Here is a 2,500-nt window from a genome sequence, read left to right on the forward strand (position 1 = left end):
ACGCCATTCGTGCAGGTCGGAACTTACCCGACAAGGAATTTCGCTACCTTAGGATGGTTATAGTTACCACCGCCGTTTACTGGGGCTTAAATTCTCAGCTTCGCCACCGAAGTGGCTAACCGGTCCTCTTAACCTTCCAGCACCGGGCAGGCGTCAGTCCGTATACATCGTCTTACGACTTCGCACGGACCTGTGTTTTTAGTAAACAGTCGCTTCTCACTGGTCTCTGCGGCCCCACCCAGCTCACACTGCAAGAGTGATCACCGGACGAGGCCCCCCTTCTCCCGAAGTTACGGGGGCATTTTGCCGAGTTCCTTAACCATAGTTATCTCGATCGCCTTAGTATTCTCTACCTGACCACCTGTGTCGGTTTGGGGTACGGGCCGTGTGAAAGCTCGCTAGAGGCTTTTCTCGGCAGCATAGGATCACTGAATTCGCCTCATTCGGCTATGCGTCACCTCTCAGGCTGTGTGAATGGCGGATTTGCCTACCATTCGCCCTACAGGCTTACACCAGTATTACCACTGACTGGCTCAGCTACCTTCCTGCGTCACCCCATCGCTTGGCTACTACCAGATCAGGTCCCATGCATCCACATCCAGGGCCCCCGAAGGGGCGTAAGGACGCTTCAGGATGGTTAGTATCACTGATTCACCAGGGGCGCGTTCACACGGGTACGGGAATATCAACCCGTTGTCCATCGGCTACGCCTGTCGGCCTCGTCTTAGGTCCCGACTCACCCTGGGCGGATTAACCTGGCCCAGGAACCCTTGGTCATTCGGCGGACGAGTTTCTCACTCGTCTTTCGCTACTCATGCCTGCATTCTCACTCGTGTGGCCTCCACGGCTGGGTCACCCCGCCGCTTCCATGGCCACACGACGCTCCCCTACCCATCCACACCACTGCCCAAGACTCCGCAGAATCAAGGGGGTGCATTGTGTGAATGCCGCAGCTTCGGTGGTGTACTTGAGCCCCGCTACATTGTCGGCGCAGGATCACTTGACCAGTGAGCTATTACGCACTCTTTCAAGGGTGGCTGCTTCTAAGCCAACCTCCTGGTTGTCTTCGCGACCCCACATCCTTTTCCACTTAGTACACGCTTAGGGACCTTAGCTGGCGATCTGGGCTGTTTCCCTCTCGACTACGAACCTTATCGCCCGCAGTCTCACTGCCGCGCTCTCACTCACCGGCATTCGGAGTTTGGCTGATTTCGGTAAGCTTGTGGGCCCCCTAGACCATCCAGTAGCTCTACCTCCGGTGAGAAACACGCGACGCTGCACCTAAATGCATTTCGGGGAGAACCAGCTATCACGGAGTTTGATTGGCCTTTCACCCCTACCCACAGCTCATCCCCTCAGTTTTCAACCTAAGTGGGTTCGGTCCTCCACGACGTCTTACCGTCGCTTCAACCTGGCCATGGGTAGATCACTCCGCTTCGGGTCTAGAACATGCCACTAAAACGCCCTATTCGGACTCGCTTTCGCTACGGCTACCCCACACGGGTTAACCTCGCGACATGCCACTAACTCGCAGGCTCATTCTTCAAAAGGCACGCCATCACCCCCCACACCGAAGTGTGCAAAGGCTTTGACGGATTGTAAGCGCACGGTTTCAGGTACTATTTCACTCCCCTCCCGGGGTACTTTTCACCTTTCCCTCACGGTACTAGTCCGCTATCGGTCACCAGGGAGTATTCAGGCTTATCGGGTGGTCCCGACAGATTCACACCAGATTTCACGGGCCCGGTGCTACTTGGGTTTCCATCACGACAGTCATCATGTTTTCGTGTACGGGACTCTCACCCTCTACGACAGGCCGTTCCAGACCACTTCCACTAACACAATGATTTCTTACTGTCGGCCAACACGGCAGCATTGACAAGATGAACCCCACAACCCCACGAATGCAACACCTGCCGGCTATCACACATCCATGGTTTAGCCTCTTCCGCTTTCGCTCGCCACTACTCACGGAATCACTATTGTTTTCTCTTCCTGTGGGTACTGAGATGTTTCACTTCCCCACGTTCCCTCCACACACCCTATATATTCAGGTGCGGGTAACACGACATCACTCGTGCTGGGTTTCCCCATTCGGACATCCTCGGATCTCAGCTCGGTTGACAGCTCCCCGAGGCTTATCGCAGCCTCCTACGTCCTTCATCGGCTCCTGGTGCCAAGGCATCCACCGTACGCTCTTCATTACTTACAACAAAGATGCTCGCGTCCACTGTGCAGTTCTCAAACAACACACAACCAACCATGTCCTCGTCGCCACCGAACACCAGGAAAACCCCAGCCGGTATGACCACCATGATCACTTGTAAGTTCTTGCCTAGAAAAAACACTCGCGTGTTCCCTCAGGACCCAACAGTGCATCGATATATCACCCGCCGGCCGATCATCTGATCGACCGTGACGCGGGAAAGTTTGTCAGTGTTCCACCCATGAGCGTCTGCCGTTCCACATGTGGGAACGAAACAGTCTCTGCCAAGCCGTT

1 rRNA gene is annotated in these 2,500 nt (G+C 55.1%); it reads right to left on the reverse strand.

The features are described 5' to 3' along the window. Positions 1–2,212: ribosomal RNA gene (locus tag ACFVXN_RS18225) — 23S ribosomal RNA — on the reverse strand; the annotation flags it as partial. Between the last annotated feature and the right edge of the window lie 288 nt (positions 2,213–2,500).

The organism is Cellulomonas sp. NPDC058312 (assembly GCF_042880135.1).
Lineage (GTDB): Bacteria > Actinomycetota > Actinomycetes > Actinomycetales > Cellulomonadaceae > Cellulomonas.